Origin of the sequence: Vibrio floridensis (assembly GCF_021852965.1) — a bacterium.
GTDB classification, from domain to species: Bacteria; Pseudomonadota; Gammaproteobacteria; order Enterobacterales; family Vibrionaceae; genus Vibrio; species Vibrio floridensis.
This window is the reverse complement of the sequence record NZ_JAKGCY010000001.1, coordinates 450,310-472,312: the sequence shown is the minus strand read 5'-3', so window position 1 is coordinate 472,312 and position 22,003 is coordinate 450,310. Positions and strand designations below refer to the sequence as shown.

18 protein-coding genes and 1 pseudogene are annotated in these 22,003 nt (G+C 47.1%); 9 read left to right on the top strand and 10 right to left on the bottom strand.

Going from position 1 to position 22,003, the window contains the following annotated elements; all coding sequences use genetic code 11:
- Positions 1-79 precede the first annotated feature (79 nt).
- The 3 genes from LZU85_RS01890 to rlmC all read right to left on the bottom strand — a co-directional run bounded on the left by LZU85_RS01890 (position 80) and on the right by rlmC (position 6,014).
- Complete coding sequence (locus LZU85_RS01890; RefSeq protein ID WP_237286230.1) at positions 80-3,682, bottom strand: hypothetical protein; 3,603 nt, start codon at positions 3,680-3,682, stop codon at positions 80-82.
- Positions 3,683-3,856: 174 nt separating this feature from the next.
- Positions 3,857-4,612, bottom strand: a complete 756-nt coding sequence (locus LZU85_RS01885) for a helix-turn-helix transcriptional regulator (protein WP_176296996.1) — start codon at positions 4,610-4,612, stop codon at positions 3,857-3,859.
- A 271-nt stretch (positions 4,613-4,883) separates the two neighbouring features.
- Positions 4,884-6,014, bottom strand: coding sequence for a 23S rRNA (uracil(747)-C(5))-methyltransferase RlmC (rlmC, locus tag LZU85_RS01880; RefSeq protein WP_176296995.1), 1,131 nt, complete (start codon positions 6,012-6,014; stop codon positions 4,884-4,886).
- A gap of 162 nt (positions 6,015-6,176) precedes the next feature.
- Between rlmC and nfsA the strand changes: the two genes are divergently transcribed.
- Positions 6,177-6,899 carry an oxygen-insensitive NADPH nitroreductase gene (gene nfsA / locus LZU85_RS01875; protein WP_237286229.1) on the top strand — a complete coding sequence of 241 codons (723 nt, stop codon included), beginning with the start codon at positions 6,177-6,179 and terminating at the stop codon, positions 6,897-6,899.
- A gap of 108 nt (positions 6,900-7,007) precedes the next feature.
- Here the strand turns inward: nfsA and LZU85_RS01870 are convergent, their stop codons facing one another.
- Positions 7,008-7,604, bottom strand: coding sequence for a TetR/AcrR family transcriptional regulator (locus LZU85_RS01870; protein WP_237286476.1), 597 nt, complete (start codon positions 7,602-7,604; stop codon positions 7,008-7,010).
- 207 nt (positions 7,605-7,811) lie between these two features.
- Here LZU85_RS01870 and LZU85_RS01865 point away from each other — a divergent pair, with 207 nt between their 5' ends.
- The 4 genes from LZU85_RS01865 (at position 7,812) to LZU85_RS01850 (ending at position 12,491) form a co-directional block, all read left to right on the top strand.
- Entirely contained in the window at positions 7,812-8,660 is an 849-nt protein-coding gene (locus tag LZU85_RS01865; protein ID WP_237286228.1) for a TonB-dependent receptor, read from the top strand.
- Positions 8,661-8,663: 3 nt separating this feature from the next.
- The gene (locus LZU85_RS01860) at positions 8,664-9,779 is read left to right on the top strand and encodes a BamA/TamA family outer membrane protein (protein ID WP_237286227.1); all 1,116 of its coding nucleotides are present in this window, start codon (positions 8,664-8,666) and stop codon (positions 9,777-9,779) included.
- Between the two features lie 6 nt (positions 9,780-9,785).
- The gene (locus tag LZU85_RS01855; protein ID WP_237286226.1) at positions 9,786-10,886 is read left to right on the top strand and encodes a DUF4056 domain-containing protein; all 1,101 of its coding nucleotides are present in this window, start codon (positions 9,786-9,788) and stop codon (positions 10,884-10,886) included.
- A gap of 300 nt (positions 10,887-11,186) precedes the next feature.
- Positions 11,187-12,491 (top strand): dicarboxylate/amino acid:cation symporter, encoded by a 1,305-nt coding sequence (locus LZU85_RS01850; protein WP_011151642.1) that lies wholly within the window; start codon positions 11,187-11,189, stop codon positions 12,489-12,491.
- A 102-nt stretch (positions 12,492-12,593) separates the two neighbouring features.
- Here LZU85_RS01850 and LZU85_RS01845 read toward each other — a convergent pair whose 3' ends face one another.
- A complete protein-coding gene (locus tag LZU85_RS01845; protein ID WP_237286225.1) occupies positions 12,594-13,505 on the bottom strand; it encodes a LysR family transcriptional regulator in 912 nt (303 codons plus the stop codon).
- 104 nt (positions 13,506-13,609) lie between these two features.
- Between LZU85_RS01845 and LZU85_RS01840 the strand changes: the two genes are divergently transcribed.
- The 3 genes from LZU85_RS01840 to LZU85_RS01830 are packed head-to-tail and all read left to right on the top strand — an operon-like array spanning position 13,610 to position 16,489.
- On the top strand, positions 13,610-14,824 hold the full coding sequence (locus tag LZU85_RS01840) for an argininosuccinate synthase-related protein (RefSeq protein ID WP_237286224.1): 1,215 nt from the start codon (positions 13,610-13,612) through the stop codon (positions 14,822-14,824).
- 11 nt (positions 14,825-14,835) lie between these two features.
- Entirely contained in the window at positions 14,836-15,582 is a 747-nt protein-coding gene (locus tag LZU85_RS01835) for a 2OG-Fe dioxygenase family protein (protein WP_237286223.1), read from the top strand.
- 1 nt (position 15,583) lies between these two features.
- On the top strand, positions 15,584-16,489 hold the full coding sequence (locus tag LZU85_RS01830; protein ID WP_237286222.1) for a DMT family transporter: 906 nt from the start codon (positions 15,584-15,586) through the stop codon (positions 16,487-16,489).
- A gap of 143 nt (positions 16,490-16,632) precedes the next feature.
- Here LZU85_RS01830 and LZU85_RS01825 read toward each other — a convergent pair whose 3' ends face one another.
- The 4 genes and pseudogenes from LZU85_RS01825 to LZU85_RS01810 all read right to left on the bottom strand — a co-directional run.
- Positions 16,633-17,526: a LysR substrate-binding domain-containing protein gene (locus LZU85_RS01825; protein ID WP_237286221.1), complete on the bottom strand. Its 894-nt coding sequence runs from the start codon at positions 17,524-17,526 to the stop codon at positions 16,633-16,635.
- Between the two features lie 552 nt (positions 17,527-18,078).
- Positions 18,079-19,242, bottom strand: a complete 1,164-nt coding sequence (locus LZU85_RS01820; protein WP_237286220.1) for a lipase family protein — start codon at positions 19,240-19,242, stop codon at positions 18,079-18,081.
- Positions 19,239-19,763, bottom strand: coding sequence for a DUF4198 domain-containing protein (locus LZU85_RS01815; protein ID WP_237286219.1), 525 nt, complete (start codon positions 19,761-19,763; stop codon positions 19,239-19,241). Before LZU85_RS01815 ends, LZU85_RS01820 begins: the two co-directional genes overlap by 4 nt.
- A 162-nt stretch (positions 19,764-19,925) precedes the next feature.
- Positions 19,926-20,378: pseudogene (locus LZU85_RS01810) on the bottom strand (Crp/Fnr family transcriptional regulator); the annotation flags it as partial.
- On the opposite strand from LZU85_RS01810, the gene LZU85_RS01805 reads away from it, so the two are divergent.
- On the top strand, positions 20,268-20,708 hold the full coding sequence (locus LZU85_RS01805) for a hypothetical protein (protein WP_237286218.1): 441 nt from the start codon (positions 20,268-20,270) through the stop codon (positions 20,706-20,708). The pseudogene LZU85_RS01810 and the gene LZU85_RS01805 overlap by 111 nt on opposite strands.
- A 103-nt stretch (positions 20,709-20,811) precedes the next feature.
- On the opposite strand, the gene LZU85_RS01800 is transcribed toward LZU85_RS01805, so the two are convergent.
- A complete protein-coding gene (locus tag LZU85_RS01800; protein ID WP_237286217.1) occupies positions 20,812-21,654 on the bottom strand; it encodes a hypothetical protein in 843 nt (280 codons plus the stop codon).
- Between the last annotated feature and the right edge of the window lie 349 nt (positions 21,655-22,003).

Genomic DNA, 22,003 nt, shown 5'->3' with positions numbered 1-22,003 from the left:
GAGCCACAGAGACAATAAAAATGGGCTGAAAAAACAGCCCATTCGACACTCTTGGTGATTATCTTCTAAACACAAAGGGTTAGCGGAAACCATCAAAACGATAAACTTGATCGAGGATTTCGCCTTCTCCCGCATTCACATCGCTCCACTCCGTACTGTGCCAAAAGCTTTTTAAGGACAGATCGGTGGTATCTGAATTGATCAGTTCGCTGATTTCGTAAGAACCGACATAATCAGCATGCGTGACGTCAATCCTCAACTGACCGTTTTCTATCGCCCAGTTAAACGGAAACTCGCCATCCTCGGCATCGACAAACGCCCCAGTGCCCTGCGGATTAAAGTAAAGCCATTCGTCAGCGGTAAACACACGTTGCTGATCAACATACTCGTAATAGCCCACCGCCCAATAAGCGCTTTTGCCGCTGTCTGTGCCAACAATGAGCTCGGCAGTTAGAACGCTGCCATCCCCCATTTGGGCTTTACATTGCGCCACTGCGGTTTGATAAGCCTCAAAGCTTTCGTAGTATACGGGTTTGTCATTGGGTTCATCCCAAGGGGTATTGCCCGTATCACAGCTCACCGCGAGATCGAGTTGTGGTAGATACTTCATGTATTCAACGGCGGCGATTTCGGAGAGTCTTTCATTTTCTCCTTCCGCAACCACTTCGTCCCATTGGAAGTAGCCTTTGAGGTAGTAACCCGTTTGATACTCGCCGGTAAGGGCAAACATGTCGACATCATCGGTTTGTGGGTACTGAATTATCACAATCCCTTTGTCATTGATTGTCCAGGTCAGATCCTTGAGATAAATGCTATTTTCGAGCATCACTCCAGTGCCGCCTTCCAGGAAGAGGTAACTTTCGTGGACACGATCTTCGGCGTCATAGTAGTGCCATTGCATTTTCACTAGCTGCTCAGCCGTCAGCGGTAGATACAAACACGTCTCTAACGTTTGATAGAAATCCGCTTCGGTTGGCGACCCGGCAGGGCGATCATTTTGTTCATCCCATACGGTGTCGCCATCTGTGCAGAGTGATTGCTGTGCTTGCAGCACTTTCAAACGCTGCTGCGCTTTTTCACGACTGGCAAAGTACTCATCGCCTCGCTCGGTCATAAACGAAATGCCGCTGCTGTCCGCTTGCGCATTGAGCATAAAGATCGCTCGAGGAATGATGTCCTGCCACTGCTGTGGCTGCTCAACTTTGCCTTTCAGTAAATAAATACCGTTCACCACATCGAACACATCAAACGCATTGGCCAATCCACCTGGAGTAAAGGTGATCGTTTGCAACTCATGACCTGATGCGCCATAGAAAGGATCATCGGTGACCAAATACCACTCGCGTGGTTCGCCGCTGTCGTGATAACGGAATGATGGTGTAAACGCCGGTTTGGCGTAAAGATTCAAATTTGGGATCATTTCTGGCGTGATTTGGTCAACCGGTACGCCTTGCTCTAGTAAGCTATCGACTTCGGCGATCAAATCAATATCGCGATCAAACCACTGGGTATAGCTGTAACCCATCCAGATATCGTCATACAGATTAAACACCGTGTATTGATGGCCAAATACATTTGCGGTCGCGGTAAAATCGTACCCTTCGAGTGCAATATGATGCCAAGTCTCGTAGGCACGTTTTTCCGTGCTAGAGATAGTGCGTTCATGGAGTGAGAACTCACTGAATTTCTCACCATCTGGCTTCTCTGCCGACGTGCGTTTTATGGCGTCCGAATCAGCAAGCAAGTAGCGTGAACCAGACACTTTCGTACTGCTGTCGGCCAACAACTCGGTGGTTCTTTCTACCCAATACGCGGTGCGATTCTCCCATTTGAGGTAGTTGTAGTTATAGTCAGCGTACTCTTCGTAGCTACTGTCTGTTGGGCTCGACCAAATAGGCTGATGCTCTGTTAAGCGATAACTGTTTTCGCTGTCAGCAACGAACAAGCGGTATTGGTTTGTCGAGCCATTAGCTTGCCAATCTCGATGTTCTTCCAACCAGATTGGAATTTGTTCACGACGTTTTTCCACTCCGCGATAAGCGTAATCCTGCACGTGGGTAGCGTCGTCACCAACGTCAAAGCCGTTGACGGTAAATTGATCAAGTTGAGTGGTGATGGTATCTAACTCGCCATCAGCCCCTCGAGTAACGGTGAGATATTGTATGGTATCGATGCCAAGCAACGATTGTGGATGCTGGCGGCTGGCAAAGTTAACCTCATCAAACGTGCGACCGCCACCATTGTCAGTCCCTTCTAGGGCAGCATCGGCTTCATCAATATATCGCCAATACTGCTCACCCTGCGCGGTTTTGTTCCCGATATCCAAGGACTGACCAACAAACAGAATCTCACCGTCTAAATTAAAGTCATAACGCCATTCGCTAATGCGGCTAAAGCTGCCATCTTTTTGCGTCTGTTCAATGCTGTGTTCTTCGCCCAGCAGATCCCCCTCTACGGTACGGAAAGTCCGTTCAATTTCCGTGGTGACCAAGCCACTGTTAAAGGTCTCGACGCTTGTGTGGTAGGTCACATCAAGAACTTTGGCTTCTTTGCCGAGGTGGGTCACCGTTGGCCAGCGATAGCTTAGCTCTGTGCTTTGGTCTTGGGTTGATTTGTCCGCATTGTCGGGGTAGGCATCAACGAGGCTGTCCACACCATCGTGATCATGGTCGCCTGCTTTGGTGGCATCCTGTGGGAACTCATCCAAAATGGTGTCATAGCCATCTTGGTCTGGGTCACCTGCTTGTGTGTGGTCGAATGGGAAAAGGTCATCGACATCGTCGACACCATCATTATCATCATCAAGGTCGGCGTTATCTCCCAGCTCGTCACCATCAAAATCGCGATATTCGGTGGCATCGTCTGGGTAGTCATCAAGCAAATCTGGAACGCCATCGCCATCATCGTCCATGTTGCCGTCGTTGTCGGCATCATAATTAAACTCAGGCTTCTTATCGGCCAGATCTTCTGCCGTGGTATTCTCGATGGTCTGTTTAATGTCCTTATTGACCAGTTCCGTAGTGTGCGCCATTTTTTGGATGGCCGCAGGATCATCCATCGTGGTTTGATATTGCTCTGGTGTTTCTGCTAACACCACCCCAGAGGTGACCAAACTGCGTGCAGCAAACGCCGCTCGCTGATGTTTCTCCTTAAGAAAGTCACCCAAGACTTGTTCAGGCGTTAGGCCTAATTGTGTGGCAATGTTCTCCACTGATTTCTGTTGCTGAGCCGCCACTAATTGTGCATCCGTTTCACCATCTAGGTGATTCACCATATCGATATGAACAAGCGTAGACAGCGGTGTGACTTCGGCCTCTCCTGCGGGAGCAGACATGACGTATCCGGCAGTGATGGGCTCTACATTTCCGCCTTCCGTATCGATGGTTTCACCGGCTATCGCTTGCACGATAACGGGGAAGTTTCGGTGGTTAGCAACGCCACTGACATCCAATTGCGCGATGCCCTGCTGATTTGAGTACGCGATGGGCTCACCTTCATCGTGAACCCAGTTTGGGGTAGTGTCCAACCACACCTTCGCATTGTGAAGATAGCCATCAATGGCAGTGACGCTGTATGGTTTAGCCGCCACAGGTGCGCTGCTGTCCGCTGAGTCACTACCGCATCCAACCAAACTGACCATCCCCGCCATGCTGAGTGCTATGACGATTTTATTGGCTCTCATGATTCCCTCCGAATTCCTTTATTCTTTCTCACATCGCAATGTTGCGCAGTTACGCAACGGTTACATGGAGCTTAAAAAGGGAACTCGGCCACTTCATCACCCATGTGGGTGACGCAGCACGAGCAATTGAGCGGGGTTTGATTTGCATCAATAGAATTAATAATAAGAACTTATCTATACAGCCAAAGAATGGGAACCGATACGGTAATAGCGTGAGATCAATTGATTTTGATGACGACACCCAGTCTTGTGCAAAATTCGTTTTATCTGACTACGAACCGTCTCTTTTGACACAGAGCGATATCGGGCAACTTCACTGCCATCCATCCCCTGAGCCAACAAGCTTAGCACTTCCAGTTCGGCATCCGTCAGCGATTCGCCTTCTCGAATGTGGGTGCGCACTGGATTCAACTGGGACAGACGTTTAGCCATGGATTGCTGAGCGACCCAGTAGTTGCCCCAAGAGATCAAAAACCACCACAATCGATCCAAATGATCACGATGCTTAGGCTGTAAAGTACTAAAACTGTGGCAACTCAGCATCAAGTAGTGGTGCTCGACCAATCGAAATAGGCCACAGTATGAGTGATGAAGTTGCATGGTCGGGATCAGCACTTCACGAAAAATCGGATTGCGGATCTGCTTAACGGGCAACATTTCCTGCATATAGAGATACTGCCCAATCAATCCCTTGCGCAGGTAATGCTGTAAAAATGAATCATGGCCTTGATGCTGTTGGTATATCTCAAGTTGTTGCGTAGAAAAGCCAAAATCAAATTGCAACTGCGGCACCTGATACGGATCCAAAATCATAAACACCACATTTTCGATGCCTGCGAGAGACAACTCGCGCAATACGATCTCTTCCAACTCAATAGGCGATATATTGAAATGAGTAAAATCGTGTGAAGTGGGAAAATCTGATTTCATCATTTGCCCCGTCAGGTTTTCGTTGCTTGTTTAGGCCATGCTGCCAGTGAACGACCTCATATTTTCATATGAAATATTAGTCGAACAAATACTCAACCAAAGTAACAAAAACCAAACCAATGATCTGACGCACATTTGTTGCGCTATTGACCACGAAAAATGAGGACTATGAATGAAAATGGAGCCCAACACTGTGCTGTGACCGATTGTAGCCCTTGTGCACCACAAGCAACGCAACTTAATTAAGCTGAACTCAGTTAAGGCTAATCGCTTATTGGCGCACCAACAGCATCATCACTTCAGCGTGATCAGTATGCGGAAACATATCGAACCACTGAGCACGTTCGACTCGGTAGCTGGACAGATGCGCCAGATCTTGCTGCATCGTTACTGGGTTACAACTGGAGTAAATCAAATATTGTGGCGCAAGTTGCTCCAACTGTTCACTCAGCGCTTGCCCCAAGCCGCGACGTGGTGGGTTAACCAAAATAAGATCCGCGGCTTGCGTTTGCGCTTGAGAATAAGCCGCCGAATCCAACGCCGAAAAACGTAAGTTATCAATGCCGAGTTGTTGAGCGGACAGCTTCGCACTGTTGATCGCTTCTTCTTCAATTTCGATGCCGATCACTTGCTCTGCGTGCGGTGCGCAGTGAAGCGCAAAGCCACCAACGCCGCAGAAAAGATCCCACATTTGGCGTGGTTTGAGCTCGGCCACCCAATCGCGCGCGGTGGCGTAAAGCTGGGCCGCCACATGCGGATTGGTTTGGAAAAAGCTTTTTGGTCTCACCACCATCGGTACACCGTTAAATTCTTCCAACAAGTAATGCGCATCGGTGAGAAAGATCTCTTGCTCCCCTTCCAAGCGAGCCATGTGGATCGGCTGAATATTCGCGCTGATGACGCGAACAGCAGGAAACGCCTGTTGCAACCTCGGCAAGTTGTGGCGAATGCGTTCAAGTGCGGCCTCACTTTTCACCACAAAACGCAACATGAACTCGCCACGAGCCTGACTGCGTGTCAGCAGAACAAACTTAAGCTCACCTTTTTTCTTCACTTTGTTGTACGGTGGAATACCTGATGTGCGTATCCATTCTTGCAGATAGGCAAGTATTTCTTGGCTGTCTTGGGTATAGAGCGGGCAATGGACTAAGGAGATGGGCGTGCCGTCTTGGACACTTTCGATCCCCAACGTGGGTTGATGCGCGGCACCAAGCGCGACCATTTTCGCTTTGTTGCGGCAATGCATTGAGTCACTTTGAACCGGAGCCAACCACGCACTTTGTGCAACATCAGAAAACAAGGTACGTAACGCGTTGTCTTTAGTTTCAAGTTGCTGAGAGTAAGGGGTATTCATGTGTGTGCAAGAAGTGCAGCTCTTTTGCTCAAAATAAGGACAGGACATGGCAATCGCAACCAAAAAAAGAAAACGGCAGTCTATTCTTCTGCCAGCAATTGACCATTCCAATTATTTGTCATTACGATTAATAGGGCTAATAACAAGAGATTCGACATTCTTCATCAGAGCGGATAAAGTTTGTGCACATTTACTGCTAAGGATTGAGCTATGAACGCTGTTATTGACACTCTGCTTTCCCACCGTTCTATTCGCAAATTTACCGACCAAGCGATAACGCAAGAGCAACTCAACACCATCATTCAAGCGGGACTCGCCGCTTCGTCTTCCAGTTTGCTGCAAGTGGTCTCAATCATTCGCATTACCGATCCAGCCAAACGTCAGCAGCTTGCCGAACTCGCAGGACCACAACACTATGTCGAAACAGCCGCCGAATTCCTCGTGTTTTGCATTGATTATCAACGCCATGCCACGCTCAATTCAGAAGTACAAGCGGGCTTTACCGAGCTGACATTGATCGGCGCGGTGGATGCCGGCATCATGGCGCAAAACTGCTTATTGGCCGCAGAGTCAATGGGGTTAGGTGGCGTTTACATCGGTGGGCTGAGAAACAAAGCCGCCGAGGTGGATGCGCTTCTCGAACTGCCTCCGTTCAGTGCCGTCTTGTTTGGTATGTGCTTAGGCCATCCTGACCAAGACCCTGAACTGAAACCACGGTTGCCCGCGGAGGTGATTCTCCACGAGAACCACTATCAGCCGCTCGATCTCAGTAAAGTAGAGCAATACGATCAAACCATGCTCGACTACTATGGCAAGCGTTCATCAAACCAAAAACAGGCCAGTTGGTCTGAACAAGTAACAGGGAAACTAGCGGGGGAGTCTCGCCCTCACATCTTGCCCTATTTACACAGCAAAGGCTTAGCGACCAAATAGTGATTATCAAACACTGATGACATGACGAGAAGCAGAGCTCAGTTTCGCTCTGCTTTTGTCGTTTAGCCTACCAGCGTCCGCTCTTAGAGCATGAATCTCACTTTTTCGTTAACTGCTATACGCGCAAAGAAAGATACGCACAATTTCATTGATGTGCGCCTGTTGCTCTTGCTCATTGGGCTGCGAAAGGTTCGCCACCAATTGCGGCCATAAAAATTGACCGTGGAACAGATTTAACAAGGTGGCCATGATTTGTTGGCTATCGCCAGAGATGAGTCTTCCGTCACTGATGGCATTTTCTATCCATTGTTTGAGTTCTACGTCTTTGCCTCCCATCAAGGCTAGGTATCGCTGTGCCAGCTCGGGCTCTCGAATGAATTCACCCACGATCATACGCACTACAGGCAAACCCACTTCACTGTAGAGACCGGTCACTTTGCGCTGCAAGTACGCTTTGAGCTGCGAGTCCAGCGCCACATGAGCTTGATATAAAAATGTGGTGTGCTCTTTTTGCTTTTCCACCATGGCATTAATGGCTGCAGTGAACAGCAACTCTTTGCTTTCAAAGTGTCGATAAAGAGTGCGTTTTGAAGTGGATGCTTTTTCGCATACACGATCCATGTTGGCGGCATTAAAACCAAATTCTATAAATTCATCTTTGGCGGCCTCAATAAGGGCAAGCCGTTTTTGCTCGGTAACTTTCATAGCCATCCTCTTTCCATTGCCGCTTAGTATAGAGCAAAAATAACAAAAGTACACTTTCAAGTTTACTTGTAAAAAATTAGGTGTATGATCGTGACAAAATGGCGTTCAACGGATGAGAGACCATTGACAGGTGCCTAAACCAAGGCGATGTACAACAATGGCTGAACCACTTATGTCGGTTTTGCTCTATTTATTGATGTTTAACGAATGAAAAAAGCCGTTCTGCTCTCCTTACTGTTTGCTGCTTGCTCCACCCCAACCGTAGCAGACTCCTTTTCACTGCCTATCTGGAAAGAAGACGCAGAAGCGCTTGGTTACACCTTGCCAAAACCGATCGGTTTTAACTTGAGTTACATGACGATGGAGCAAGGTATTAATGTCGATTCCATCGATCTGCAAGGGTTGGACTTCAACTATCTCGATATCGGTTTGGATGCAGAACCCGGACGCCAATATACCGAAGTGCTGACATTACGGGCTGACGTTTGGCTATTTCCCTTTCTTAACTTGTATGGTTTGGTGGGTAAGCTAGATGGCTATTCGACCACAGACGTCACCTTAACCGCAGGCTTTAACCCCAACAGACCGTTTATCACCCATAAAATCCAAGACTTTCGTTTAGATCTGGATGGCTACACCACTGGCTTTGGCGCTGTGTTAGTCGGGGGATATGAAAACTGGTTTGCGTTGGTGGACGCGAGCTTCACGCAAAGCCGTTTGACGGTGATCGACGGGACAATCGATGCGATTGTGGTGTCACCTCGCGTCGGTTACGACTTCAACAGCAACGGTATTCCACTGCGTTTGTGGGCTGGCGCCATGTACCAAGATGTAGAGCAAACCTTAAAAGGCTCCCTATCGGATCTTGGCTTACCCTCGTCTGTCACTTCTTGGCTTCCATCCGACCTCCGTTTTGAGGTGCAGCAACACCTACAAAACCCATGGAACCCCATTGTGGGCATGCAGTATCAAATCAATGAGAGTTGGTATCTGCTCGGTGAGTTTGGTTTTGGTGACCGCCAGAGCATGTTCTTCTCAGTCGATCGGAGATTCTAACCCATGAGCAAAGTTGGGTGTTACGCTCTGCTGGCTCTCACCAGTGTCAGTGCCTTTGCAAAACCACAAAGCAGTTGGGTAGATAACCTACTGGAGAAACTGGGTTCCAGCGACACCGTCGATACCAGCAAACTGATCGACTGGGGCGTGTTACCGGGCCCCTTTGTCAATCCAGAGCAAGGGCTCGGTATCGGCATCGCGGCCGTGGGATTGTATACACCAACGGGCTGGCAATCTGCAGACCCTTATTCCACCTTAACGCTGACTTCCTATGCTTCGACTTCAGGCTCTTACGGGTTAGGGGTTGAAAATCGCACCTATCTTTGTGGCGATCGTATTCGACTACTGATCGATGGTTGGGTGAGCCATACACCCGGTTATTACTGGGGCCAAGGCGAAAGCGCGGCGCAGACCGACAGCAACAAAACTCAGTACAATGCGCAACGTTACCAATTCAACCCCAAAATCGCTTATGAGATTGCACCAAGCGTCTATCTCAAAGCGGGATGGCACTGGCAAACCTACCAAGGGGTGACCGTTGACGATGAGACACCCGTAGCCAAAGCGCTGAGTAATGGCAGAAGCAGCGGCATGTTGCTGGGTATGGAATACGACAGCCGCGATTTTGAACCCAATCCGGAAATGGGCAGCTATTGGAATCTTGAATGGAGTGACTTTCGCCATCAGTACGGCAGTGATACCAACTACCAACAATGGTTGATGAATGTACGCCATTATCTGCGAGTTTCTTCGCAAACCATTGTGGCGATGGAACTCTATAGCCAAGCGTTTACCGGTGACGTGCCTTGGTACGATCAAGCCATGCTGGGCGATGACCAACGGATGCGCGGCTACTATCAAGGCCAATATCGCGATCGCAATCAGCTCTCCACCCAAGTGGAGGTGCGCCATAGTTTTAATCAACGTCATGGGATGGTGGCTTGGGTCGGCGCAGGCACCATTGCCCCTCACTACAACGAGTTGCTCGAACAATCTTGGCTCCCCACCGTTGGCATCGGTTATCGTTTTGCCTTCAAAGCGCGTATCAATGTCCGCGTCGATATGGGATTTGGCAAAGAGAGCAGCGGTTTCTATTTTCATGTCAATGAGGCGTTTTAGAAAATCATGATGAAAATGAACAAAACAACTCTTCTTCTATTACTCGCCAGCGTCTCTTCCTCGGCGTTTGCCGAAGTTGATGCCCCCGTGGGCGTGCGACCGTGTTGCGCCTTTGGTTACGACTTAAAAGCTCAGTTGGGGGGCATTCCCGTCCCGTTCTTTTCGGTGGGTAACGTGGTGGACGCCGACAAAATTGGCCAGCACCGCTACAACGATGGCTCACAATCCGTGTCGGGCAATTTGCTCGGTCTGGGCGATGAAAGCAACGGCCTAATTTTTACCCAACAAGCAGGCTTTATTGATACCGCCCACGTTCGAGACACCGCGGATTACACCTTCTATCTCTATCAAGAAAATCTCGCCCATCTTGGTCAGGAATATCAGGTTGAGCTCAAACAAGAGCTGCGTGTGCGGCAGATCCATTGGCAGCCTCAGTTTCAGGCTGAGTCTCTCAGTCAAGCCGAAAAAGTGCAACGCAGTGCTGAAGCGGCTGCGTTCATCGCCTTTCAATTAGCGCAATGGCATGAAATTGCCCAGTGGTTTGGTTTGATGTCCGTCGGCGGCTTCGACGAGTTAGCGTCGGCCTTCTCCCCAGAAGATCTCTACTCCAACATGCTTGGCGCTCAACTGGCGAAACAGGTGATTCTTACCAACCCAACCTTGGATAAGAAAACCTTCTCTAAAAACGTCGATCGCGCCCTGCAAGAACGCCTGAGCGAACTCAAAGCGCAATCGAAAAAGATGACTCAACAGAAGATTGAAGCGCTCGATGGGCTGTGGTGGGACAGCGCACGTCGTTTGCCTGACAAATGGCTGCTGCTCAAGCGTGACTACCATCTAGGTTACACCCTTCAGCCTAATTACCCGGGAAGCGAGCATACTCTGTCGCTCAATGAGTACTTTTCTGATGGTAGTCCGATTTCCGATTGGATCAGTCTGAAACTGATTGCCAGCAACGAGGAGAAACACTTTTCAGCCTTGCCTGACACCCTGAAAAAAGAGCAAGTCTGGACGCATCAGAACTTTGCGAGTTTGGCCGATTTTGCTTATCAGCAAGATGCTCGTCATCACCCTAAGTCATTCTCTCCTCAGGTGGGTGAAGAGTAAGCAAGTGCATAACTTGCGTTTGTTTATGCAAAATCAATAGGCATATGCATAGCGATTATCATCTGGTAGGAATTGATAGGTTTGTTTATCTATCGATAAAAAAGATAAACAACCTAATTCAACAGATAAATATTCTAGCTTACTTTGTTATCACCTTGTGAATGTACTAAATTTTCAGGTGATATAGATCACATCTATTAATCCAATTCATCAATTTACTTTTTTATTTTTAGTGGACACTGCTACCCTGCTGCTCCCCTTGAACTGAACTCAAGGTGCATAACTATAAGGAGTGTTCATATGAATACCAAGAAACCGATGTCGCTAACCGGCCGTGTAATACTTGGCATGGTTGCGGGTATCTTGACAGGATTCGCAATTCGCGCGCTATTTGCTGACAATGGATTTGTTGACGCATACATCGTAAATGGACTTTTTGAAGTCGGCGGTAAAATCTTTATTGCCAGCTTAAAAATGCTTGTTGTACCACTGATTTTTGTTTCGCTTGTTTGTGGTACCAGCTCACTGAAAGATATCTCGACCCTAGGTCGCATGGGTGGTAAAACCTTGGCGTTTTACATCACCACCACCGCCGTTGCTATCACACTCGCTCTGACCATGGGCACGGTATTCCAACCTGGAGCTGGTGCAGATCTCACCGCAGCAAGCTCGTTCAAATCGGCAGAAGCACCGTCATTGGGTCAAGTGATCATCGATATGTTCCCGACCAACCCAATCAGTGCGATGGCCGAAGGCAAAACGCTTCAAGTGATCGTCTTCGCACTGCTGTTTGGTATTGCCATCAGTGCAGCTGGTAAACCGGGCGAACGCATTGCGGCGATCTTCTCTGATCTTAACGAAGTGATCATGAAGCTGGTTGCGCTACTGATGAACCTAGCCCCTTACGGCGTGTTCTTCTTGATGGCGAAACTGTTTACTGGCCTAGGTTTGGGCGCAATCATCAATCTAGGTGAATACTTCCTAGTGTTGACGGCAACGCTGCTCATCCACGGTTTGGTCACTTACAGCTTGATGCTAAAAGGCTTCACTGGCCTAAATCCATTGACTTTCTTGAAGAAAATGGAAGATGCCATTATGTTTGCCTTCTCAACGGCCTCCTCGAATGCCACCATTCCAGCCACCATGGAAACGGTTAAAAACCGCCTAGGCGTAGACAACAAAATCGCCTCGTTCACGGTTCCGTTGGGCGCAACCGTCAACATGGATGGTACGGCCATCATGCAAGGTGTGGCGACCGCGTTTATCGCTCAAGCATTCAACATCGACCTCAGCATGGGTGACTATGTGATGGTGATACTCACCGCAACATTGGCGTCTATCGGTACTGCTGGTGTTCCGGGCGTTGGTCTGGTCATGCTGGCGATGGTACTCAACCAAGTGGGTCTGCCACTGGAAGGTATCGCGCTGATCATGGGTGTCGACCGTCTGCTGGATATGATCCGCACCGCCGTAAACATCACTGGTGACGCGTGTGTTTCTGTAATTGTTGCGAAATCAGAAGGTGCCTTAGATCTTGACCGCTTTGCCGATCCGAAAGCAGGTGAGAAAGAAGAAGAAGTACACCTAAAACGTGCTGACGCTTAATGAATCATTACTCGCATTAAGATGAAAACGAACCCCGCGATGATCCATTCATCGCGGGGTTTCTCTTTTCAGGCCAAATAGTTTGCTTTTGCAAATTCATCGCTACACCAACATACGTTGTTGTAGGAACTCAACAAAGGTTTTGATCTGCTGCGGCACATATTTCGACTGCGCGTATTGTGCCAGAATCTGCCCTTGATAGTTGCCGCCCACATGCCAATCACTAAGTAGTTGGATTAACTGACCGGATTCGATGTATTGGCGAATCGCAAATTCTGGAAACACAGAGATCCCAAAGCCTCGTAACACCGCTTCGCGGCGAATTTCACTGTGGTTGACCGCAAACGACCCTTTCACATTGATCGAGATCTTGCGGCTACCAAGGGTAAAATCCCACAACCTATCACGGGGATTCTCCCCTAAACATAAGCAGTTGTGTCCTGCTAAATCGTCTGGATGATTCGGCGTGCCTTGCTGCTGCAAATAGCTTTCGCTGGCGCACAACACCAGACGGCATTGGCCCAAATTTCGCGCCACTAGCCCTTCCGTCGGTTTGTCGGTGATTTGAATAATCACATCCACCTCATCACCAATCGGATCAATATAGTGATCGGCCACCTTAAGTTGCAGCGAAATCTTGGGGTACTCAGCAAGAAAGTCGAGCACGAGCGGCATCAACACTTGGCGAGCGAGCGCTTTTGGTGCCGCGACACGAAGCGAACCCGACACCTCACTCATGTCGGTTTGCGCCGCTGAAACCGCCATTTTGGCGGCATTCATCATGTCACTGCACAGGCTGTACACTTCTTGCCCTGTCGCACTCAAGCGCATTTGTCGGGTCGTGCGCTCCAAGAGCTTTTTCTCTAGCACGCTTTCCAAACGCGTAATCGAGCGGCTCACCGAAGAAGGCGACACACCGAGTTTTTGCGCGGTTTTTGAAAAACTACCGGTTTCGACGACATTCACGAAAATAGCCATCTCTGAAAGCAGTGGAATGAGCCTATTTGTGTCCATGGCGCAATTATCCTTTGCATTTTCACTATATTGTTCCGTTGAAGTTACTTATAGATACTAAATAAGTCAATTGACAGCAATGAGTCAAACTCAAGGATTGAGAGATGAAGAAAGTCAGAAGCATTGAGGATGTAAAACATGTGGCGAAACATGCCCAACACATTTTGACTCTATTTAGTGGAGGACTAGACAGTTCCTACCTACTCGACATCTTAAAGGACAGCCACGCTAAAGTGACCGCCGTCGCTATCGATCTTGGCGAAGAGATCGACGAATCAAAACTAAAACTGGTGACCGACCACTACGGCTTCGACTTAAAGATCCTCGATGCCAAACAAGAGTTTGCTGAACACAGCTTAGTTTCTGCCATACAAGCACAAGCTCTTTATTTGGGCGACTACCCTGTGAGCTCCTCACTCTCTCGTCCAATTATTGTCAAAAAAGCGCTCGAGCTGGCTCACCGCCTAGGTTGCGATGCCATTTTCCACACTGCGAATCAATCACAAAACAGCTTACGCCGTCTCAATGGCGCGATTGAACGCTCAGGCTATCAAGGTTACTACGGCTCCCCATACGAATATTCCGCCATCAGCCGTGAAGAAAAGGCGCAGACACTGTTTCATTCAGGACTTATTGGCTTTAAGTCACGAAATGTCAGTGGTGATGCCAACCTATGGTGTCGTGAATTTGAATCCGGCATCTTAGATGACCCAGAACAATTCACCCTCTCAGATTCGCTTTTTACCTGGTCGCAATGGCGCCCAGAGCAGCAACTTGATGGCGACAGCATCAAGATTGGCTTCAGGCAAGGTTACCCTGTCACCCTAAACGACAAGCCGGTAACATTACTCGAGTTAATAGCGTTTATTAACAACCACGTTGGCGCGTACGAGATAGGTCGATATGTAGGGTTCGATCATCTCGATCAAGACGAAAAAGTGTTAGAGGTGCGCGAAGCACCCGCCGCAACGCTCTTGATGAAGGCTTATAAGTTGTTGGAAACGGCAACTTTACCTACCGATGTTCTCAAAGCCAAAGCATGGCATAACGAAACGTGGACTCAAGAAGCGGTCGAAGGCCGCTTTGGTAGCCTACTGCAGCAAGCCAGCTATGCGTTCATCGCTCACACTGCCGAGCATGTCTCTGGCAGTGTCCTCTTTAAACTCTCCCGAGGCAATGCAATCGCCACCAGCATCGTTGCAGATAATGCACGATACCTGCGTGATCGCGACAATTGGGAGATATCCGTGGCGCACACCCGTAGTATGCGCTCGGTTCAAATTGAACCGACATCTGATAAAAAACATCAAGTCGCATAATGGAGGCGCAGATGACAGAAAGCACGACTCACAAAACCAAGCAGAGCGTTCTTCCCATTTCACAACAACTGAAAAAGTACAAATACGTCTTTATCAATGGACGACAAATGACGTTATTGCTCAGTACTCATGTTGGCGAGGTAATCAAGTTTAAAAACTGCTGGAACCAGTTAGAACGCGATCGCTATATGGCGAATGGTGGTACGTATCGCTACCGTCGTTATGGTCAATTTACCAAGCTTGCACGCAGCAAAGAAATCGTGATGATGCCGCATGAACCCTATGTTCAACCGTCGTACATCAACACGCTCAACGGTGGTGTGGAAAGGCATTTTGAACCGCTGACGGATCGCTTTGTCACATCGCCCGTGTTGGAAAAACTGCTCAAGATGATGAGCGAAGTATACGACGATGTCGAAGGTTCGCCACAGAACTGGAACATTCGTTTGCACCCATATCGCATTACCGCAACGGAAGCTGAAGCAGGCGAACCAACGCCTGAAGGGTTACACCGCGATGGTGTCACGTATATCGCCTCGATGATGATCAACAAGATCAATGTACACGGTGGCGAAACCCGCATCACCGATGCCAATCAAAATGAACTCGAGCGCATCACGCTCGATAAAACCTTCGACATCGTCATGGCGGACGATGCCGCTACGATGCATGAAGTTTCCACGATTTACCCCGCTAGCAGCGAGACATCAGCAACTAGGGATGTTCTGGTCATCGCTTTTACCAAAATGGAGAATTAATATGACAACCGCAACGAGTTCGTTAGGAAAAGGAAGTTTTAAGTTTCCCCTCACTGAAACACTGCTGCTGTTAGTGGCCGTGTTTTGGGGAACCAGTTACGGGCTCACCAAAAGCGCACTGGTTTACACCTCTGTTTTAGTATTTATCTCGATTCGTTTCTCGGTCACATTCCTGTGTATGCTACCTGTCGTGATTCGAGACTTTCGCCAAGGACTCAATAAGGACTGGAAGATTGCCATACCGACCGGCTTTATCCTCTCGGCGATTTTTTTCTGCGAAGTGTTTGGGGTTTCACAAACCTCTGCATCCAATGCCGCGTTTTTGATCAGCCTTACCGTTATCCTCACGGCGTTTGCCGAACTGGTGATCAACAAAAAACGCATCAGTAATACCTTATTGGCTCTCACTGTGTGCAGTGTCATCGGCGTACTCTTGCTCACCAGCGAACAAGGGTTTGAGCTCTCACTCAACACGGGGGACTACTTCATTTTAACCGCGGCACTGCTGCGTGCCTTAATGGTCACCATGACCAAACGTTTCACCGAAGGCAAAGCCATCACCACCACCACACTCACTTCCCTGCAATCACTTGTGGTGGCAAGCTGTGCGATTGTTGGGGTTTTGGTGTATGTACCAGCCGCAGAGATTGTACTGCCCGTCTCACTCGAATTTTGGCTCACAGTGGCATACCTCGTGCTGTTTTGTACGCTGTTTGCTTTCTACGTGCAAAACTACGCCGTGCGCAGAACCTCACCGACTCGAGTTTCACTCCTAATGGGCAGTGAACCTCTGTTCGGCGCCATTTTCGCGATGGTGTGGTTACAAGAATCCCTCACCGCGCTGCAATTGCTCGGTGGCGCACTCATCCTGTTTAGTGTGATTGTTACCTCGACTCGGGATAACTGATCGGGTTCCCCCTCTTTGAATCCATCACTTTAAGACAAACCAAAGCGAGCCTCGGCTCGCTTTGGTTTATTTGGCTCACTATGAGCCTAGACATTATCAACTTGCGCATAGCCAGGGAGCGAGGTGAAAGCAACAAGCATAGGCTACTGAAAATGAAGTTCTCTTTGTAACCATTCCTTGAAAGCGTTAATCCTTAACACACGTGATGACGAAGGATCACTGATCACGGAGATGCGAACGCCAGGATTGAGCCCGATATTAAATGGCTTGACCAACAAGCCGCGCTCAACGAAATCGGCGGTAATGCTCTCTGTCGCCAAACATGCACCATGACCCGCAACAACGGCATTAATCGCCATATCGAATGTACTGACTTCCATCCATTGGATCCCATCACGCTTGGCTTGAACATTAGCACAGTGAAACCATTGATCCCAGTTGAAGGAGGCAGAGTTAAAGTCAATCAGCCAACAGCGTAGCAGTTGTTCTGGCTCAGTAAACTTCATGGATTCTGCTAACTGTGGTGAGCAGTAGGGAAAAATGGCCTCTTCAAATAACGTCTCTTGCTCAAGCTCAAGATGCTCGACGGTGTCATCACCTTGCCAAATAAGCACATCCGTTTCTGTGTGGCGGATATCAATGCCCTTAGCATTTTGCACACGAATAGGTACATGAGGGAATTCCATGGTGAATTTCCACAATCTAGGCATTAACCAGCGAGTCGAAAACGAGCGAGGAGCGCTAACATTCAATACGCCTTCAAGCGGTTCGTTTTGAATTCGATTGAGCCCTGTAACAATGTTTTTGAAGCCATCATTCACATGTTTTTGCAGGATCTGCCCCTTATCGGTGAGATGCATTTCCCGCCCACGACGAACAAACAATTTGCACCCTAAACGATCTTCAAGCTGGCGTAATTTTTGGCTAATGGCAGCTTGGGTAACATGCAGCTCTTCGGCCGCTTTGCTGTAACTTTTTAGCCGCGAGGCCGATTCGAAAAAACGCAGTGCTGAGAGATAACGCAGTCTATTGTCCATAAGCTGAGGTTATAGTTCCTTTAATAAATCGTTGTTCGTAACCCATTTTGTTTGCCTTGATAATAGCGCTATCTGATAAGTAATCAAGGAAGTCGCCATGAAACCAGCGAGATACATTAACATCAAGAAAACACTTAATAAGCTGAAATTTAAAATAATATCATTGAGTTTAAGCAAAAAAGAAAAGTGTACGACCACCATGAGTGACCATCTCAAGAAAGACATCGGGCTAGAGTGTGATGAGAAAGACAAATCACACCACTCTAGGTTTTTATAATTAGGACTAATTGTTTAATTTAGAATAGGACTAAGAGCACCCTTTGAGATTAGCTAGCTTGTGGGAAAGAAGAAGAGAGAGCGAATAACATCGAATGCTCTTTAGAGAAAAGAGCGAGAAGACACCCTCTCACTCTTTTTATAAACCGAAACTCATGAACTCGAAACCTGTATGGCAGGCTCGCTAATTGTCACAAAAGGAAGAATGGTACGACACATCACCTATCGGCAAGTCGCAACTTAGCGACTTAATCAGAAAGTTACTGTTGATCACTACTAGAAAATTGCATCCACAGCACGTTTAGCTGTGCTGTAAAGTTTCCCTACTGTGACTTGAAATACCCATCGAATAAAATGAGCAGAAAGATCTGTAATTTTACTGACCCCTCTTCCAGCAAAAACTAACATATGTCCTAACAAACCTTTAGCCTGCTCCGTAAGCTTTTCAGATGCTGCTGCTATTTTTTCGATATTTCTAGCCAACTGATCGTAGAAAGTCATCCCTGTTGATATACGTGCTTGTAACTCAATAGCTCTCGCATGCTGTGGACCGGCATCGTTAAGGAGAGTCACTAACGCTGCACTCAGTTTGTTCGCCCAATACCCAGTAAAAGAAGCTTGATTTCTGTCATCAAATTTCAAACGAGTAGGGCGACTTAAATAGTCAAAAGAGCGCACTTTTAATGCCCCCCAATTCTCACTATTGGCAGTATTCAAATATCCTGGCGTATCACTACTTCCCATACCATGTGCAGAAAAATAGACTCCAACACCATCATCTAATCGATATTCTGTACCATTATATGGCGCATGTACAAAAGGCCACAAAGGAATCAATGGAACAGGATCAGCGCCATGTGTACAACGATATATATTTTTATTGGTTTCTGTAGATTTTCGAGCATAGGAAATCTGCCCAACTCTAGGTGCTCCAAAAGTATAAAGTGTTGTAGATACTTTTAGTTCTATTTTAATCCAATCAGAGAATAAAGATGCTAAAGCTCCTCCGAGGCTATGTCCAACACAGTGTATATGACTAGGTGTTTTACTTCGAGAAAGTATAAATCTCTTAACTTGAGGTTTAAGAGAATGAAATGTATTCACAAAACCAGAATGAGCTATGGCGCTATTAGGTGAACCCTTTAATCCGAGATTTAAATTCGTCATCCAATCATGACCAGTTTTAGTCCCTCTAACAGAAATCACCAATTCATTTTCTCGTTTGCCTTTTCCTATACCGATTAAAGCAAATCCTTCCGTTTTCCTGCCTATACCAAATATGCCACCAGTTTGACCTTTAAACGCTTGTGATTCTTTATTTAAACTAAACTCTTTAGTTACAAAACCATCAGCAATAAATTTCTTTTCGTGTCTATTTGTTATAAATTGATAAGGGAGATACGCTAATTCTGATGCCAATTTGGGAGATAATGGAGTCATAAATCCTCTCTAGCTATTTTTTCTTCATAACCTCGTAAACGACATATTCCATAAACAGAATGGGAACGTCCACTAGGAACAACTCGATTTTTAAAATGATACTCGTGAGGCACATCATCTATATCACATTCAAGATTATCTAAATTTTCAAGAATATAATCGTACAATTTTAAACCAGTATGAGAAGACCATAATAGTACTTCATGATTATTGAAACTTGCTACAATTTGAATTCCGATTAAATTCGTATTAATGGATAATGGTTTAAACCACTGACTGTGATTTATTGGCTCAAAATAAAACCGTCCTTGTTCATTCGTTCTGGTAACTCTATGGTAATATTTATTAAATCCAGCCAAAATAGACAACTCTATATTTTCCACAGGCTCTCCACCTTTTAATACCACTCCAGAGACTGGTGGACTTACTATTATTTTATTTGGTTTTAAAAAATCCAGCATTTCACTATTAACCATAGAAAAAAACAACAATATAACAAAAAGGAATATGTATTTAATCATTGATAAATCCCTAAACCCAGTCTAAAATATATAGAAACAAATAGAATTGAACAACCATTGATGAATAGTTATTTAAAGTTTTCGCCCAGCTTCACATTAACATGTAACTAATAATGTTAACTAGTTTGTTGTTCTTATTATAATACGATTAACTTACCCGTTTTACTCACTGCTCTCAAGAAAACGTCTGAGCTGCTCTTCGTCGACAATCTCTAAACCGTTTTCTCCTTTGCTAACAAGGCCTTTGTCCATCAGCTCTTTGACGGCACGACGGTAAACGCGGCTTGAGGTGCCAAAACGCTCTGCTTCTTGGTTGACCTTATCAAATCCACCGAGCATGACTGGGCGCTGCTTTTGCTGCAATAAATCAAAAGCGATGTGGTACGCAATGGGGTGAAGCAAGCGGCTGGTGTAGATATCCATCGAATCTTGATAATCTTCCGCCAGTGCAGAGGCAAAAAACACCATCATTTCCGGCTGTTGCTCTAATGCTTGAGCCAAACGATGAATGCAAATGAGGTCAACTTGCAGATGTTCGTCAGCCGTAACCGTCCATTGACAGGAGGTTTGCATATCGCCAACAATGTGGCCATCGCAGCTCACTTCATCAAACTGAGTTTGATCTCAGGCGCTTTTGAGGGCCCTCACTATCTCTATCGTTATAAAAATCGTAAACAGATTAACCAACTCGTCACATATGACCATCACAATTTGGAGTTTACTGTGAACTTACTTTCTCCCGATGAAGCTATTGGCTTGCTCACCGCCCTGGTGGTCTTCGCTGGCATCTATGGCTATGTTCATGTGAAATACATTCGCCACCATCGCATACACATCAAGTTCTTAGATACATTGTGGGGGCTTATGAAAAATACCATCCATGGCGAGCACATTCGCACACTAGGCTACAAATCGGAAAACGAACATTACAAGCCCAAAAACTAGCTCAAGTCAAAGTGCTGCACGCCATAAAACGAAACGGCATCTGAAGAAGCCGTTTCGTTTTGAGACTGAGTCAGTTAGACCTAACTCGAGAGCGCAAACGTGTTCAGTTAATTTTGCTCCAGCTCGAGACTTTGGTGTTGATAAAGCCACATTCGATCAACGCCCGCTCAATGGTCCCTTTTTGTCTAAGGATCGCGATGCCTTGATTGAGCGCTTGAGCCAGTTTTTCGCTTTCAGGGAATTGTCGGGAGAGAATGAAATGGCGCGAACCGGTTAAGCCAATTTTCACTTTCGGAATAGGGTAAAACTGAAAACCTCGGGTGGTAAACGAGAGATCATCAGACACCTGAAACGGCGCCAGCAGGAAATCGACTCGGTGGCGGCCCACCATATCAACCATATTGCCCCAGTCGGCCACATTGAGTAAGTTACTCAGCGGCAAGGCTTGTAAAGTGTTCCAATCGCTCACCCATTGCGAGCTACTGACGGCAGAGAGCTGATCAATATGAATGGGCAGCTGCTCATTGAGCAGATCCTCACGGGTGCTAACGGTATACAGGCCCGCTTCAAACTCCCCTTGGCGAATCACCGCATCACTGACCCATAAACGATCGCCATCCCCACCCACTGCGGAATCCCAAATGGTGTTCGCTGCCATGGCATAGTCGGGCAGCATCGACATACGGCGAATACGTTCAGCCACCGGGGCAGTATGAAACTCTAATGTAACGGGCACCCCACCCAACATAAACGCTTGTTGAAGCAGCACAATTTCTACCGTGCTGCGCCGTGCTTTGGGGCCAGTAAAATCGTCTATCGTAAGCGGGTCTCGATCATTGACGAAAGCTTGGTAATCTTTCAGCACCTTCTCTTCAACCACGACGGGCAGCACAAGTGCAAAACTCTGGCTAGAAAACAATAATAAAATCAGCAACAACCGCATCATTTTGCTCTACTCTTTCAATTGAGAAAAACCAGTCACTTAATTATAAATTTATTATTAATGCTATTAAGCGTAGCACGCCCTACTAATCTAAAGGAGATTTGTCTGGGTAAGTGACAAGTCGAAGCAAACTGCGGCCCAGTTTGCATTCCACTGTTTGCTTGATGTGTTTGCTCCAAATTGGTTTGGAATGCACAACTTAGTTTTTCACTGCGTTTGCATTGTGGAGCAGACGCGTTTGGTACGTTAGCTGATAACAGTTAACTCTTTTTCTGTAGAACGCGGCGATTTGCGCACGTGTGAATAACCGCTCTTTTGCATTTAGCCTTGCAATTATCCATTGGGTCATTTC